Origin of the sequence: Haloarcula amylovorans (genome assembly GCF_004681185.1) — an archaeon.
GTDB lineage: Archaea > Halobacteriota > Halobacteria > Halobacteriales > Haloarculaceae > Haloarcula > Haloarcula amylovorans.
Window position 1 is genome coordinate 827822 of sequence record NZ_SRIF01000002.1, and the last position, 14337, is coordinate 842158.

Here is a 14337-nt window from a genome sequence, read left to right on the forward strand (position 1 = left end):
GACGAAACAGACCGGCAAAAAGGTGCGCTACGAGAGCCACTCGGTGACCGCCCGGCGAGCGTCGGCCTGCGCGTCAGGCATCACTTCGAGGACCACCGGCCCGTCGTACCGCTCAGACAGCAGGTGGGCGGTCCGTTCGAGGTCCATCTCACCGTCGCCGAACGCCAGACCGTCCTCGGTTCGGGTGGCGTCGTTGAAGTGGATCAGGGGAATCCGGTCGCCGTGGTCACGCAGGAGCACCGTCAGCGCCTCCTCGTAGTTCGATTCGGAGAGGTAGAGGTGGGCGGTATCGAGAACGAGGGAATGTCCACGCCTGAAGACGAGGTTTTCGAGGTGGAACGCGCTCGCGCCGGGGTTGTTCTCGTAGCCGTACGCGGCGGCGAAGTCGTACGCTTCGAGGTCGTCGATGTGGGTGTGCAGCGCGTACTGGCTGTGGACGACCAGCAGCGCGTCGAGGCGGCTGGCCAGTTCGTCGCTTCGGCGGAACGGCCGCTCCTCGTCCGGGCGGGCGTGGAGCGTGTGGACGGCGACGGCGTCCACTGGCGACCGTTCGACCGTCTCGGCCGTCGCCGTCACGTCTTCTAGATGCTCGGGCCGCAGGTGGAGTTCGACGCCGTCGAAGCCGCGTTTGGCCGCCGCAGCGAGTTCGTCGGGGTCGGGTGGACACTTCCCGAGAAGATGCATCGCACGTCCCTACGTCGTGTCGTCACCTAAAATACCGGGCCCGCCGACGAGGCCGACGTTCAAGGCGTTGCCTGTCCTCACTGTTACATTGTGACGACCCGCAGAACCGTCCTCGCTTCGTCGCTCGCCGCCCTCGGCGGCTGTCTGGGTCGCGTCAGCGAGGTCGAAACCGCCTGTCCGGCCCGGGTCTCGACCGACGAGACGGTGAAGCTCGGCTTCGTCGGCGACGTGATGTTGGGCCGGAACGTGAACGACCGCTGGCGCGAGGACCCCGCTGGTCTCTGGGGCGAGATGGCCAGCCGACTCGACGCGCTGGACGGCCTGCTGTTGAATCTGGAGTGTTGTGTCTCCGCCCGCGGAAAGCGCCGCCCCGGCCGGGAATACTACTTTCGCGCCCACCCCGAGTGGGCGATTCCCGCCCTCGAACGCGCCGGGACGGTGTTCGCGGGGCTTGCTAATAACCACGTCCTCGATTTCGGTCCGACGGCGCTTTCGGATACGCTCTCTCACCTCGACGCCGCTGGCATCCCGACCGCCGGCGCAGGACGAAAGAGGGAAGCGGCGTTCGAACCGGCCACGTTCGCGGTCGGTGACCTCGAAATAGCCGTCGTCGCCGCGACCGACCAGTCGCCGAGTTACGCCGCCCGTTCGGACACCGCGGGGTCCGCTTACGCGCCGCTGAAACCCACTAACAGACTGACCAAAAACTGGGTCGGTGATGCGGTGGTCCGGGCCCGCGAGCGAGACCCCGACCTCCTCGTGGTCTCGCTCCACTGGGGACCGAACTGGGAAGTCGAACCGTCCGAGACGCAGCAGTCGTTCGCTCGCTGGCTCATCGACCGCGGGGCCGACGTGGTCCACGGTCACAGCGCCCACGTAATTCAGGGTATCGAGACCTATCGGGGCCGTCCGATCATCTACGACGCCGGCGACTTCGTCGACGACTACGTCATCAAAGACGGGTTGCACAATAACTGGAGCTTCCTGTTCGAACTCGTAATCGACAGCGGCACGTTAACCGCACTCGACTTGGTTCCAGTGGAAATCGAAAACGAGCGAGTGACGCCCGCGAGAGAGTCGGCCGCTCGGTGGCTCCGCGACCGCATGCGTGCGCTGTCGGCTCCCTTCGAGACGCCCGTTGAGCGGCGCGACACTGGACTCAGAATTGCCCTCGGCAAGTGTTAAACAGCGACGGAGATAGTCGTCGGTTCAGTTGGGCGGTCCTGCGCCGTTCGGAGCGTTCGAGTGCTCAGGTGGTCCACGCTTGTCCTTCTCTTTTCCTTTCTTTTTGCCCTTCTCTCGGCCATCGTTGCCGCCTCGCTTTTTCTTGCTCTCTTTCCCCTCTTTCTTGTCGTGGTCTCGGCCTCTATGGTCGCCGTTGTCGTGGCGGTCGCCGTCCCGGTCTTTGTCCTTATCGTGGTCGTCGTCTTTGTCGCGGTTTCTGTCTTTGTCGTCGTGGTCCCTATCTCGGTCTTTGTCGTCGTCGTGGTCGTCGTGGTCCTTATCCCGGTCTCGATCCTTGTCGTGGTCGTCGTCGCGGTCTTTGTCCTCGTCTCTATCGCGATGGTCGTCATCGTGACGGTCCCGGTCGTGGTCTTTGTCCTTATCGTCGTGGTCTCTGTCCTTGTCGTGATCGTCGTCGTGGTCTCTGTCCTTGTCGTGATCGTCGTCGTGGTCTCTGTCCTTGTCGTGATCGTCGTCGTGGTCGTCGTCCCAGTCCTTGTCGTCGTGATGATCATCATCATCGTGATGATGGTCGTCGTCGTCATCACATCGCCCGCGCTTGAGTCGGACTTTCTTGTCGCGTTTCAGTTTGTAGCGGTCGGGGTCCTTCCGGTCGCCGGAGAGCACTTCCCAGCGTTTGATACGGCCGTCGTAGTGCTTCCCGTAGAGTTTGGCCTCCTTATTGAACTTCGGATAGATGGTCAGGTCAAGATCGTCGACGTCGAGGCCGCGGAGCGCGCCGCCGTCGGTTCGCTCCTCGTCCCATGTCCAGTCGATTTTCGCCGAGCGTTTCTCGATGTCCCAGCGGTCGTAGTTGCTGTCGCTGTCGTAGTAATCGTCCTTAACGACCCACTTGGCCTTTCGTGGGATGTCCGTAATCTTGAACGAGACCGCGCCGCCGTCGCTCCCGTCTTTGAGCGAGCCGTGGACGATGACGAGGCTGAGTCCCTTCGGTCCGTCGTAGAGAAATAGGATGCTCGTATCCTTTCGCTGGAGAGATTTCGTCCCGGTAGAACTGAAGTACCGCTCCGATTTCCCCCACTTGTAGAACTTCTCGACACGCTTGTCGCCCTCCAGCGGCTTGATTCGGAAACATCGGTCGCCCTGCTTGACGATGTATCGGTCATTGTCATCGTCGTGTGCACTCGCTGTGCCGGCAGCGCCGAGTCCACCGACGGCGAGCCCGGCCGTCTTCAGGAACGCTCTACGCGACTGATTCAGTGGTGGATCGTTCACCATAGGTGAGCCAGCAATGAGCCGGGGTTTGTTATGACCAGCATAGGATTTCGCTATCTCGGTATGGCGACCGTATCGAACCAGAAGCCGGGCTTACCGGGCCGCTCGGTCACTACACATATCGAATAGCAACTATCGAGTCGGCGCGCTGACAGCGACTATCACAGAACGCATATACGTCAGAATCCTCTTTAGCAGGTATGAACTACGAAGCAGCGCTTGACCGCGCGTACGACGTGCTGCCAGACCAACCCAGAGAGGCCGGTGACCGCCTCTCGATTCCGGACCCAGAGTGGCAGACGGACGGTGCGTTCACGCGACTGACGAACCTCAGTTCGATCTCCGATGCGCTCTCGCGTGACGCCCAGCACCTCCACCGCGCCATCCAGCGCGAGTTCGGGACCAACGGGCAGTTCGATGGCGACCAGGCTCGATACAACGGTTCCTTCGACGAGGGCGACTTCCAGGCGGCCATCGACGCCTACGTCGCCGAGTACGTCACCTGTTCGGAGTGTGGCCTGCCCGACACCGTCCTCAAGACCGAGGACGGCGTCGACATGCTCCGCTGTCAGGCCTGTGGTGCCTTCCGCCCGGTCCAGAAGGGCGCGACCAACACCACCCAACAGCAGACGCCCACGCTCGAAGAGGGCGAGACCTACGAGGTCAAGATCACCGGCACCGGCCGCGAAGGCGACGGGGTCGCCGAGAAGGGCAAGTACACCATCTTCGTCTCTGGCGCGCGCGAAGGGCAGGTCGTCGAGGCCTACATCGAGAGCATCAGCGGGACGCTCGCATTCGGGCACATCGCCTGAAGGCAGTCGATCCGGCTTTCTCGCCCACTAGAGCTTTATTTCAGTAGTTCGATTCGCGGACATGGCATCGAACAGCGACGCGCGAGGGGTGTTCCTGCTCGCCGTCCTCGCCTGCGTCTTCGGCTTGGTCCACGCAGTCTCCGGCGTCATCGTCCTCCTTTCTGCTCTCAGTATCGGCGCGTTCGCCCTCGGCGGCAGTCAGCTCGTCCTCGGTCTGTTGCTCGTTCCCGCGGGCGTCGGTATCACGTATCGACGATCGTGGGGCAGATGGCTCGGTATCGTGTGCTTTGCTGGAATCGCCATCGTGCAGGCGCTCCCGTTGCTCTCGGGAAGTGAAATCGCCGTCCCACTCGCTGGTCTCTTTCTGTCGGTCGGCAGTTCGATCTACTTACTGCTGGCTGGCGAAGCCTTCGAGAATGGAGACGACAACTCCCGCGTGCTCACGGAAGACACTGATCCACACGAGTTCGTTCGCTAAGCCGGGCTTATACGCGGAAACGCACGTTGCGAGCGGGATTATACCTCCACCTCTTCGATAATCTCTGGCGAGTCGTTGCTCGGGCTGTTGACCGCCGTCGAGATCGGGTAGGTCCGCATCGGCCCGTCGTAGGGGTCGAGTAAGTTCGCCCCCTCAGCCGTCTCGCCCGTGAGCCACGTCTCCTCCTCGTCGGGCGCGAGCACGACGGCCATCCGATGGTGGAGCTCGCGGACCGCGTCGTTCGGGTCGGTCGTCACGATGGTGAACGTCTCCACGATGTCGTCTTCGCTGTCCTCGTCGTCCGCCGTATTCGCTCCGTACTCGCCTAGTCCCGACTGCCGCTGTGGCGGTTTCCACCGCTCGTAGAGACCGGCCATGGCGAACAGGTCGTCGCCGGGCAGGCAGACGCGGTAGGGCTGTTTCTCCCCGTTCGTCTCCTGCCACTCGTAGAACCCATCCGCGGGCACGAGGCATCTTCGCGATTCGTAGGCGTCGGCGAACGACCGCTTCTCGGCGAGCGTCTCGGCACGGGCGTTGATGTAGGCGTGGTCTGAGCGGTTCTCGGCCCACGCCGGGACGAGTCCCCACTTCATTTGCTGGATGGTGTCGGGCTCCTCGGTCGTGACCACGGGCAGTGACTGACTCGGCGCGGCGTTGTAGCGCGGCTTGAACTCGAAGTCGAAGGTGGCGTCGAAACGCTCCTCTATCTCGTCTGGCGGCGTGAACAGACTGTAGCGGCCACACATACTCGGAGGGAAGACGGCGACGAGCAAAAGTCCTCGCCGCGGGGCGGCCAACAGTTTTGCGCGTCCGGCCCGACCCTCCGCTATGGAGACTCGACCGCTCGGCACAACAGGACACGACAGCACGGTCGCGACGTTCGGGACCATCGCGCTCAACTGGCTCGAACAGGAGGGTGCGAACCAGATGGTCGAACACGTTCTCGACCACGGCGTCAACCACTTCGACGTCGCGCCGACCTACGGCGACGCCGAACTCAAACTCGGCCCGAAGCTCCGCCAGTATCGCGAGGATATCTTCCTCGGCTGTAAGACCCAGGAGCGGGACTACGACGGCGCGGCCGACAAGATAGACCGCTCGCTCGACAGGCTGGGCATCGACACCATCGATCTCTACCAGATTCACGGACTAGAGTACGAGTCGGAGTTGGACGAGATCATGGGCGACGACGGCGCGCTGGCGGCGGTTCGGGACGCGATGGACGACGGGAAAATCGAGCACCTCGGGCTCACGAGTCACGGTGACCCCGATCTCATTCTCTCGGCCATCGACCGCATCGACGACCTCGAAACCGTGATGTTTCCGCTGAATCCGGTCGTCGTCGCGAAGGACGACGGCGAACACGATTACGAGGCCGTCTTGGAGCGGGCCGAGGAGGAGGATATCGGCACGCTCGGCATCAAGGCCTTCGCGAAGGGGTCGTGGCCGCCGACGGACGAACTGCCGGAAGCGGACCGGCCGTACGCGAACTGGTACGAACCGGTCGATACACCCGAGACCATTCGCGACCGGTTCGACTTCGCGGCCTCACAGGGCCTGAGCACCGTCGTCTCGCCGGGCGACCCGAAACTCGTGACGATGGTCATGAACGCCGCCTCGCGCTATGACGGGATGGACGAGGCCGCACAGCGCTCGCTCGTCGAGGAAGCGCGTCACGACGACAGCCCCGTTCCGGAACAACTCCACCACTGAGCCGTGGCGAGCGGGAACGAAGGAGCGGGCGTCCCGCGGACGGTCAAGGCTGCTCTCGCCGACAGACCAGTCGCGGGCCGCGTCTGTCTGGAAGCGGGAGCTGGCGTCGGCAACACCACGGCGGGCTTGCTGGCGGCGGGCGCAAAGCGGGTGTACGCCGTCACCGACGACCCCGAACACGCCGCTCTCGTGCGCGAGCGGTGCGGGGGCAAGTCGAATCGCCTCGTCGTTATCGAGGCCGACCTCCGAGAGACGCCGCTCCGAACGGATTCCGTGGACTTCGTCACCGCCCACGGCCTCTGTAACGTCCTCGCGCCCGCCGCGCTGGATTCGGTCGCCGCCGAACTCACCCGCATCGCCTCACCGAGGGCGCACCTCGTTCTCGACGACTACGCGCCGCTCCCCGACGACGCCGCGGTGGGGGACCTCTTCGCCGTCGAGAACGCCGCGAGCGAACTTGCGGACGGTCGGCCCGCGCTCTCGTTCTATCCGGCGCGGCTCCTCCGCCGCCTGTTCGTCGGTCACGGCTGGGCCTTCGACCGCGAAAAGACGTTGCTCGACCCGGTGCCGTGGACGGCGAATCACCTCTCGGCGCACGCCGCGGCGGCCCGCCACGCCGCCGCGCGACTCCCGCCGGGACTGGGCGACCCGCTGGTAAAACGGGCCGACGAGCTGGAAGCGACTATCGGCTCCGAGTCGGTCGGCCGGATGTACAGCGTCGCGCTGACACTGCCGGAGGGCTCCGAACCGGCATAATCCGCCCGCGACTTTAAACCGGATGGCGACCTAACGTGTCACCAAGCCGCATGACGACCGAGCCGTCGTTCTCGATTCCCGCCCACCCGAAACGCCGCTACCCCTACGACGAGGGGGTCGAGTACGAGGGCGGCACGGAGTTCGAACTCATTCCTGACGAGGAGCGGGCGACGCCGGAACTCGCCGCGACGGTGCGTAACCTCCTCGCCGACGGACCGTACCGCTACGGCGACTTTCACGACCTCCCGATGCCGCTGTGGTTGGTCCGCGACGAGGAGACGGCCGACGTGTTCCGCGTGGCCGTCCGCGACGGAACCGTGCGCCTGCACGTCTTGCCGACCACTGAACCCGACGGCCTGCGGCGGTTCTACGACCGACTGCGGGCGTCCGACGCCGACTGTCAGTGGACCGTCGAGCGCCGGGTCGACGCAACGTAGCGCGCCAAGACGGCGGGACCACGGTTGTCACGGACCCAAAACCGTCTTACCCGATTGCCTCTATTCCCCGTTTATGACCGTCTCTCGTGAAGTGGAGTTATCGGGCCACATCATCGACTCGGGGATGATGCAGGCCTGTTTCGGCATCGTGATGGACATGGGCGGGTCGTTCTCCGTCGAGGAGTTCGATATCGGCCGCCACAAGGACGACGAGTCCTACGCCCGACTCCTCGTCGAGGCCGACGACCCCGCACACCTGCAGTCCATCGTCCACGAACTGCACCAGAACGGCGCGAACCCCGCTGACCCCAAGGACGCCACGCTCGAACCCGCACCCGCCGACCAGGTCGTCCCCCACGGCTTCTACTCAACGACGAACCACCCGACGTACGTCCGCTACGACGGCGAGTGGATCGGTGTCGAAAACATCGAGATGGACTGTGCAGTGGTGGTGGAAGATCCCGCGGAGCGAAGCTCCGCGGACCGTTCGAGCGGGCAGAGCCCGCGAGAAGACGGAGAGAGTCCGAAAGCGTACACCAAGGTTCTCAACGCCGTCGAGGAAGGCGACCGCATCGTCACCGGCGACACCGGCATCAAGGTCGAACCGCCCGAACGCCCTCGCGACTCGGGCGGCGCGTTCGGGTTCATGCAGGGCGGCGTTTCCTCGGAGCGCCCCTCCGAGTCCACCATCGAGAAGATAGCGACCGCAATCCGAGAGACGAAAAAGGAGGGCGGGAAGGTGCTGGCCGTCTGTGGACCCGCACTCATCCACTCGGGGGCTCGGGAGGAACTCGCTCAGTTGGTCCGCGAGGGGTACGTCGACATGCTCTCGGCCGGCAACGGCTTCGCCGTCCACGACATCGAACGCGACCTCTATGGCACGTCACTCGGCGTCGACACCGAGACGTTGGACCACGCCCGCCACGGCCACAAACACCACATCTACACCATCAGTGAGGTCATCCGCGAGGGCTCCATCCCCGAGGCCGTCGAGTCGGGGACTATCGAATCGGGCGTCATGTACGAGTGCGTCGAGAACGACCGCCCGTTCGTGCTGGCTGGGTCCATTCGGGACGACGGGCCGCTTCCGGACACCATCACCGACGCCGTCGAGGCCCAGAACGCCATCCGCGAACAGGCACACGAGGCCGACATGGTTTTGATGCTCTCGACGCTGCTGCACTCGGTCGCCGTGGGCAACTGTCTCCCCTCGACCACGCGGGTCGTCTGTGTCGACATCAACCCCGCGACGGTCACGCAGCTGCTCGACCGCGGCTCCGCACAGGCCGTCGGGATGGTCACCGACATCGGCACGTTCGTCCCGATGCTGGCGGATAAGCTGGTCGAAACGGCCGAATAGCGCACCGACCGCGAGAGACGAACGGTGCGAAGCACCGTGAGTCAGCGAGCGGCCTTTTTTGGTCCAGATTTTTCAACGAGTGGTGCGCTTTGCGCACCCGAGGATGAAAAAGGTGGATCGCGCACGTTCGTCCCGATGCTGGCGGATAAGCTGGTCGAAACGGCCGAATAGCGGGCACTGGAGAAAGCTTATTCGACCCCGTCGGAAACGTCAGGCGTGCTCCGCCGAACCCTCCTCACGGCCGCGTCGACGACGCTCGCTGGCTGTGGTCTCACTCCCGCTCCCCCGTCGGCCGAATCGTACCCCGAGTCCCCGCCGAACGCCTTTTTCTCGTACCGATGGCTCCCCGACCGAACGGCGTGCGCCGTTCGGTTCGACCGAGGTAACCGGCTGACGCCGGCGAACACCGCGGCTCTCCGAATCAGGTCGGACGACGGTGACGGCGAGACGGTATGGGTCAGCCGAGACGCGGATGCAGAAGCGTCCTATCCCCTCGAACCGGGCGCGGTCCTCCGTCATCCAGTCGGCGATGCGACCGGGCTTCGCGTGATTTGGACAGGGCCTGACGGCGACCGGAGCGTCGTGTTCGGTCGCGCGGTTCGACCGACGCCGGCGGCCGAGGACGGCGGATGAACCGCCGGCAGTTCCTCGCCGGTCTCGGCGGGGCGGCCGCGGTCGGCGGTGGCTACGCTGGCGTCCGGTTGGCCGACCTCCGACCGTACGATCCCGAACTCCCGTCCGGCGAGACGCCGCGAGAGCGAATCATCGCCGCCGCGCGCCACCGCTACGTCGCCGACCATCGGGCGGTGACTCGTGTTCGCATGACTCGTGACTCGGCGGGGGACTCGGGATACGACGCCGCTCGCTACCGGCAACACCACGAGCACTCTCGCCGGGAACACACGCACGTATTCACTACTCGCCGTCGCCCTGCCGGGCGGGTACCTCACCCGTTTCCCGGATTGCTCGGGCTGTTTCACTGGAACGGTGTCGGCCGAGGCGAACTGCCGGCCACCTCGGTGATCCACCTGACCGACGGTGCTATCCGCACCAGTTGGGACGCGCCGACGCCCGACGGCGTCTCGGCGCGCCCGAAGTTCGGTGACGACGGGACGTACGCGACTCACAGCCCACGGTCGTCGGGCATGTTCGGGGAATTCGTCCGCCCGCACCGAACCGCGTGGCGAGAGACCGACGACGGTACCTACGAGGTGTCGACCCGCGACGGCTACGCGCAGGTTGTCACGCTCGCGCGCGGTATCGAACGACTCCACGGCGACTGCCGGGTCGTAGTGAGTTTAGACGACGCCGGGCGACTCGCTCGCGTAGTCGATGATCGGACGATGACACTCGCCGACGCCGAGCGGGGGCGGGGAGGTGACGAACGCGCGGAGCGGACCGTCGGCTACCGCGTCGTCACCGAGTTCGACCGATACGGCACCGCGACTGCACCGCGGCCAGCTGGCGAACTGAACCCCGACACGCGCACGCACCTCGCAAGTGCGTTCTACGACTTGCGCCGCTACTGAACTATCGCGTCGAGCGCTCCGTCGATGGTCGCCACTCCGCGGAGTCAGTACAACCCACCCTCTCGGTTTCGACTGACAGTAGTGAGAAAGCGAGTTGGTAGCGACGAATCGATCGTTCACCGCATCGGCCAGCCGTGACGTCGCCTCAGACGCCTTCGAGATCCGAGCGGTACTCGTTGATCTTGTCGTCGGCGTCGTCGAGCGTCTCGGCCACGTCCTCGCCGTCCCCACCAGCGATTTCGCTGAGCGCCGACTGGATGCGGGCGAGACGACCGTGGTCGGGACCCCGGTCGGCTGTCGAGAGCCGTTCGAGTTGGTCGGCGAGTTCGTCGAGGCGTTCGTTGGCGTCGTCGCTGTCGGTCTCCTCGGCGGCGGATTCGAGCACGTCGCTGGCTGTTGCGAGTTCTTCGCGTGTCATGGTCGGCGATTCTCCCAAGAGGGATAAAACGGTTCCCGTCGTGGAGAATCCTGCGCCTGTCGCCGACGGCGAGCGCCGGCAGGCGGGGGCGATTTTCAGGTTGAGCGTCCTCGGACTGGTCGCTCGATGTGTCGCCCGCCCCGGATTACCGACGATCGTCCGGAGAGAACCGTCCCGTCCGGCTCCCGTCGGAGCGCCACGAGCGACCGAGCTACCGGCAAAATAGCCACTCGTCGCGTGTCGTGGTGCAGTACCCACACTCAAGGTCCCGCTGGCTGAAACGGGACCATGGACTCGAAGCGTTTTCTCTTCGTTTCGGCCGACGCCGCGTTGATAACCGACCTCGCGTGGCAAGTCCACCGCGAGGGCCACGACGTGAAGTACTACGTCGAAGCCGAGAACGACCGGGAGATCGGCGACGGGTTCGTGCCCAAAACGGACGACTGGGAGGCAGAAGTCGAGTGGGCTGACGTGATCATCTTCGACGACATCTGGGTCGGCTCCGATATCGGGACGGGTGAGCTTGCCCAGGACCTCCGCGAGCAGGGGAAAGCCGTCGTCGGCGGCACGCCGAACACCGACCGACTCGAAGAGGATCGCGGCTACGCGATGGAGATCCTCGAAGAACACGGCGTGAACACGGTCGAGCACCACGTCTTTGAGGACTTCGACGCCGGCATCCAGCACGTCCAAGAGAATCCAGCACCGTACGTGATCAAACCGCTCGGGGAGGTCCAGAACGTCAAGCGACTCCTCTACGTCGGCAACGAGAACGATGGCAGCGATGTCGTCGACGTCCTTCGTGCCTACAAAAAAGCGTGGGGCCATCGGATGAAAGGCTTCCAGCTCCAGCGGAAGGTCGAGGGCGTGGAGATCGCTATCTGTGGGTTTTTCAACGGTGAGGAGTTCATCAACCAAGTCAACTTCAACTTCGAGCACAAGAAACTGTTTCCGGGCAACATCGGTCCGTCAACAGGTGAAATGGGCACATCGATGTTCTGGGGCGGGCGGAACAAGCTGTTCGAGGAGACGTTCGGCAAACTCGAAGAGTGGCTCGCTGCGGAAGGGTACGTCGGGAGTATCGACATCAACTGTATCGTCAACGAGACCGGCATCTACCCGCTTGAGTTCACCCCGCGGTTCGGATACCCGACGATTGCGTTGCAGGAGGAATCGCTCGAATCGCCGACGGGCCAGTTCTTCTCCGACCTCGCACACGGGAACGACCCCGAGGTCGCTGTCCACAACGGCTACCAGATCGGCGTCCGCATCGTCCTCCCACCGTTCCCGTTCGACGACGAGAAGACCTACGACGAGAGTTCGCGCAACGCCGCCGTCGTCTTCGAGACGGAGAGCCGTGAGGGAATTCACCTCGAAGACGCAAAGCGCGTCGACGGCCAGTGGCGCGCCGCGGGGGACAACGGGATGCCACTCGTCGTGACGGGGAAAGGCGAGACGATGCAACAGGCCCGAGCGCAGGCGTACGACCGCATCGACGATATCGTCATGCCGAATATGTACTACCGGGACGACATCGGCGAGCGGTGGCGCAAGGGCGACGGCGACCGACTGCAGGCGTGGGGATACCTCGGCCCGCAAACCTAGCCACCGAGGGCGACGGCTGGGGCGGCCGACCCCTCTGACGTACCGCCTCGGCTGTTCAGGGGTTCGGCGCGTAGAGCGCGTAGAGTATGGATATCATCCCCAGTGCGACGACCACCGCCGCGACGAACCCCGACTCGAAGATGGTCACGCGAAGCACCTCGAACAGCACGCCTTCCAACAGGCCGCCGAGACCGATCAGCCCGAACCCGAGGCCGACGTAGCGCAGCAACTGCGCCCCGTTTCGTCGGTAGCCTCGGTAGGCCTGGTACGCGATGACCAGCGCCAGCGCGGTCGTGAACAGCTTCGCGATGACGAATAGCGTGTGTTCCATCGGTCAGTCGCTCCGCATATCTTGGAAGATGGACGTGAGTCGGTCGGCGGGATCGGGTCGCCAGTCTATCTGAACGTCGAACCCCTCCGCTCGGAGAAGCACTTCGACGCGTTCGAGGCGCGCTTCGTACTCCCGATAATGGCGGCCTCCCGGGTCGACGTGGGTGTACTCTTCGAGGAGCCCCTGTTCGACGAGGGCGTTGACGCGACGAGAGACCGTCGGCCGGGACATCCCACACTTCTCGCTGAGTTCCTTCGCCGAGAGTCGCGTGGTCTTCGTCGCCACGAGGATGTCGCGGGCGTAGTCGTCGTCGAGCGTCGCAAAGAGGTCCGGTGGGCTCGGCTCCGCAGTCACACGCCGCTAGTCCAGGGGGAGGGTCAAATAGCTACCCCGATTTTCTGACCGAGAACACTGGCTCACTGTTATATGCTGTCTGCTCCCCTCTATTCAGTCGAAGGTGAAGTAAATATGTCTACCATCAAATCCGGCGTCAACCAACTCGAAAGCAAGGTCGGCGGGCACACCGTCGGCGGCCGCGTCCACAGCCTCAGCGCGTGGTTCGTCCTTGCACTCAGACTCATGATGGGCTACGCGTTCGCGTACTCCGGCTTTACGAAGATCGTGGCCGCAGAGCCGTTCTCGGCCGGCGGTTACTTAGCGAACGTCGCGGCGACCAACGGTAACCCCCTCGCCGGCCTGTTCGCGTGGATGGGCACGACGCCGTGGTTCGTCGAGTTCGCCAACGTCGCCGTCCCGTGGGGTGAACTCCTCATCGGTCTCGGGCTCCTCGTCGGCGCTGTCGTCCGCCTCGCGGCGTTCTTCGGCGCGCTGATGATGCTCATGTTCTACTTCGGGAACTGGGACATCGCCCACGGCCTCATCAACGGTGACTTCGCGTACATGCTCGTGTTCCTCGCGGTCGCGGCGTTCGGTGCCGGCCGCATCCTCGGACTCGACACGTACATCGAACAGTACGAGATCGGCGGCCAGGCGCTCGTCGAGCGCTTCCCCGTCCTCGAATACGTCCTCGGCTAACCACGCCGATTCTCACACGGAGAGACGACTCATGCAAAACCCGATTCGAACTCGCGGAACCCGTTCTCTGGCACTCGTCGTCGTCGGCGCACTCGCGCTTGCGATTGCCGCTGGAATCATTCTGACGCAGGCGACCCTGCCCGAAACCGGAACTGTAGCTTGGCTTGCACTCCTCGTCGGGCTTTCCATCGCTGTGCTCTACTGGCTGACTGTCCGTTCGCGGGCCGAAGTGCACACCGAAGACCGCGCGCTCGCCGTCCTCCGCGAACAGTACGCTCGCGGCGAGATCGACGACGAGGAGTTCGACCGCCGACGTGCCCGCCTCGCGTCGAACCGATAAATCGCGCCATCCGAGCGAGACGCATTTCGACGATTTTGACGACGAATCCGAGCGACTGCCGTCTTCGCTTCGACTTTGGCACATGCCAGCCGACTACCTATCCGTGTGTAGCACCTACACATAGTTGCGCGATGAACGCTACTCCAGACGCCGACGAACTACACGTCTCGCGTTCCGAACACGGAAACCAGTGGACGGTCGCGGTCGACTTCGGCCCCGCGGCGAGCGACGCCGTGACCGTCGAAATAGTCGGCGACACAGCGATCGTCGCCGTCGACGCCCCCGGACAGCGAACGGAGTTCGATGTCCCGCTCCCCGACGACGACGGCGACATCACGGTGAACAACGGCGTCCTCACTATCCAGAACGCGGCCTGAGA

The 14337-nt window shown here is 64.3% G+C and carries 19 protein-coding genes; 13 read left to right on the forward strand and 6 right to left on the reverse strand.

What is annotated here, in order from left to right; genetic code table 11:
* Positions 1-27 precede the first annotated feature (27 nt).
* Positions 28-684, reverse strand: coding sequence for a sugar phosphate isomerase/epimerase family protein (locus E4S61_RS11405; protein ID WP_135304060.1), 657 nt, complete (start codon positions 682-684; stop codon positions 28-30).
* 87 nt (positions 685-771) lie between these two features.
* Here E4S61_RS11405 and E4S61_RS11410 point away from each other — a divergent pair, with 87 nt between their 5' ends.
* On the forward strand, positions 772-1869 hold the full coding sequence (locus E4S61_RS11410) for a CapA family protein (protein WP_135304061.1): 1098 nt from the start codon (positions 772-774) through the stop codon (positions 1867-1869).
* Positions 1870-1893: 24 nt separating this feature from the next.
* On the opposite strand, the gene E4S61_RS25415 is transcribed toward E4S61_RS11410, so the two are convergent.
* Positions 1894-3147: a hypothetical protein gene (locus E4S61_RS25415; RefSeq protein ID WP_167768482.1), complete on the reverse strand. Its 1254-nt coding sequence runs from the start codon at positions 3145-3147 to the stop codon at positions 1894-1896.
* A gap of 197 nt (positions 3148-3344) precedes the next feature.
* Here E4S61_RS25415 and E4S61_RS11420 point away from each other — a divergent pair, with 197 nt between their 5' ends.
* Both E4S61_RS11420 and E4S61_RS11425 read left to right on the forward strand, forming a co-directional pair.
* On the forward strand, positions 3345-3956 hold the full coding sequence (locus E4S61_RS11420) for a translation initiation factor IF-2 subunit beta (RefSeq protein WP_135304062.1): 612 nt from the start codon (positions 3345-3347) through the stop codon (positions 3954-3956).
* A gap of 61 nt (positions 3957-4017) precedes the next feature.
* The gene (locus E4S61_RS11425; RefSeq protein WP_135304063.1) at positions 4018-4434 is read left to right on the forward strand and encodes a hypothetical protein; all 417 of its coding nucleotides are present in this window, start codon (positions 4018-4020) and stop codon (positions 4432-4434) included.
* Between the two features lie 38 nt (positions 4435-4472).
* Here E4S61_RS11425 and E4S61_RS11430 read toward each other — a convergent pair whose 3' ends face one another.
* The gene (locus E4S61_RS11430) at positions 4473-5180 is read right to left on the reverse strand and encodes an SOS response-associated peptidase (protein ID WP_135304064.1); all 708 of its coding nucleotides are present in this window, start codon (positions 5178-5180) and stop codon (positions 4473-4475) included.
* Between the two features lie 82 nt (positions 5181-5262).
* Here E4S61_RS11430 and E4S61_RS11435 point away from each other — a divergent pair, with 82 nt between their 5' ends.
* The 6 genes from E4S61_RS11435 (at position 5263) to E4S61_RS11460 (ending at position 10229) form a co-directional block, all read left to right on the forward strand.
* Entirely contained in the window at positions 5263-6147 is an 885-nt protein-coding gene (locus E4S61_RS11435; RefSeq protein WP_135304065.1) for an aldo/keto reductase, read from the forward strand.
* Between the two features lie 3 nt (positions 6148-6150).
* On the forward strand, positions 6151-6903 hold the full coding sequence (locus tag E4S61_RS11440; protein WP_135304066.1) for a class I SAM-dependent methyltransferase: 753 nt from the start codon (positions 6151-6153) through the stop codon (positions 6901-6903).
* Between the two features lie 50 nt (positions 6904-6953).
* The gene (locus E4S61_RS11445; protein ID WP_135304067.1) at positions 6954-7340 is read left to right on the forward strand and encodes a hypothetical protein; all 387 of its coding nucleotides are present in this window, start codon (positions 6954-6956) and stop codon (positions 7338-7340) included.
* Between the two features lie 73 nt (positions 7341-7413).
* A complete protein-coding gene (locus tag E4S61_RS11450; RefSeq protein WP_135304068.1) occupies positions 7414-8700 on the forward strand; it encodes an ornithine cyclodeaminase family domain in 1287 nt (428 codons plus the stop codon).
* 216 nt (positions 8701-8916) lie between these two features.
* A complete protein-coding gene (locus E4S61_RS11455; protein WP_135304069.1) occupies positions 8917-9333 on the forward strand; it encodes a hypothetical protein in 417 nt (138 codons plus the stop codon).
* On the forward strand, positions 9330-10229 hold the full coding sequence (locus E4S61_RS11460; RefSeq protein WP_135304070.1) for a hypothetical protein: 900 nt from the start codon (positions 9330-9332) through the stop codon (positions 10227-10229). The genes E4S61_RS11455 and E4S61_RS11460 overlap by 4 nt, the downstream gene beginning before the upstream one ends.
* 145 nt (positions 10230-10374) lie before the next feature.
* On the opposite strand, the gene E4S61_RS11465 is transcribed toward E4S61_RS11460, so the two are convergent.
* Positions 10375-10647: a DUF7553 family protein gene (locus E4S61_RS11465; protein ID WP_135304071.1), complete on the reverse strand. Its 273-nt coding sequence runs from the start codon at positions 10645-10647 to the stop codon at positions 10375-10377.
* Positions 10648-10935: 288 nt separating this feature from the next.
* On the opposite strand from E4S61_RS11465, the gene E4S61_RS11470 reads away from it, so the two are divergent.
* Positions 10936-12252 (forward strand): phosphoribosylglycinamide synthetase C domain-containing protein, encoded by a 1317-nt coding sequence (locus E4S61_RS11470; RefSeq protein ID WP_135304072.1) that lies wholly within the window; start codon positions 10936-10938, stop codon positions 12250-12252.
* 55 nt (positions 12253-12307) lie between these two features.
* Here E4S61_RS11470 and E4S61_RS11475 read toward each other — a convergent pair whose 3' ends face one another.
* The gene (locus tag E4S61_RS11475) at positions 12308-12583 is read right to left on the reverse strand and encodes a DUF7521 family protein (RefSeq protein ID WP_135304073.1); all 276 of its coding nucleotides are present in this window, start codon (positions 12581-12583) and stop codon (positions 12308-12310) included.
* 3 nt (positions 12584-12586) lie between these two features.
* Positions 12587-12937, reverse strand: coding sequence for an ArsR/SmtB family transcription factor (locus E4S61_RS11480; protein ID WP_135304074.1), 351 nt, complete (start codon positions 12935-12937; stop codon positions 12587-12589).
* Positions 12938-13051: 114 nt separating this feature from the next.
* Between E4S61_RS11480 and E4S61_RS11485 the strand changes: the two genes are divergently transcribed.
* From E4S61_RS11485 to E4S61_RS11495, 3 genes are all read left to right on the forward strand, one after another.
* The gene (locus E4S61_RS11485; protein WP_135304075.1) at positions 13052-13618 is read left to right on the forward strand and encodes a DoxX family membrane protein; all 567 of its coding nucleotides are present in this window, start codon (positions 13052-13054) and stop codon (positions 13616-13618) included.
* 31 nt (positions 13619-13649) lie between these two features.
* Positions 13650-13958 (forward strand): SHOCT domain-containing protein, encoded by a 309-nt coding sequence (locus E4S61_RS11490; RefSeq protein ID WP_135304076.1) that lies wholly within the window; start codon positions 13650-13652, stop codon positions 13956-13958.
* A gap of 131 nt (positions 13959-14089) precedes the next feature.
* A complete protein-coding gene (locus tag E4S61_RS11495; RefSeq protein ID WP_135304077.1) occupies positions 14090-14335 on the forward strand; it encodes a DUF7127 family protein in 246 nt (81 codons plus the stop codon).
* The last annotated feature ends 2 nt before the right edge of the window (positions 14336-14337 follow it).